The organism is Acidovorax sp. KPB24-03, from assembly GCF_057546605.1.
In genome coordinates, this window is sequence record NZ_BAAJYR010000909.1 from 1 (window position 1) to 629 (window position 629).

1 protein-coding gene is annotated in these 629 nt (G+C 74.4%); it reads right to left on the reverse strand.

Annotated elements, in window-relative coordinates:
* A partial coding sequence (locus AC27KI_RS26750; protein WP_487116926.1) for a TonB-dependent siderophore receptor occupies nucleotides 1-629 on the reverse strand: 629 nt, incomplete at both ends.

Below are 629 nucleotides of genomic sequence, written 5' to 3' on the forward strand. Positions count from 1 at the left end.
CGGCGCGCGCTGGCGCAGCCATTCGCCGTCGTAGCGCAGCGTGGTGGCCTCGGCGAGGCGCCAGGTGAACGCCGGCGCCAGCATGTCGCGGCGCGTGCGCACATGCTCTCGAAAGCTGCCCTTGTCCTCGCCCACGGCGGTGAGGCGGTAGGCAATGCGCGCGGGTTCGCCCGACTCCGGCGCGGTGCCTGCCGGCGCATCCAGCGGGCCGCCCAGCGTGAGCACAGCGCGCCTTGTTTTCCAGCGGCCCAGGCTCGCCTCGATCGTGCGCAGCGGCTCCCACGGCGCGGGCTGTGTCACCACGTTGAGCGTGCCGCCGGGCTCGGACACGCCGTACAGCGCCGCCACGGGCCCGCGCAGGAACTCGAAGCGCTCCACGTTGGCCGTGTCGCGCGGCGCGTTGTAGCCCCGGTTGCCGGCCATGCCGTTGCGCAGCAGGCTCATGCCGGTGTCCTCGTGGCCGGCGAAGCCGCGCAGGGCGATGTTGTCCCAGGTGCCGCCGAAGTCGTTCTGGCGCGATACGCCGGGCACGTAGTCGAGCGCGTCGTCCAGGCGCGTGGCGCCCAGGGCGTCCAAGGTCGGGCGCGGCAGGGTGGACAGGGCCTGCGGCACCGCGAGCGCGGGCGTGG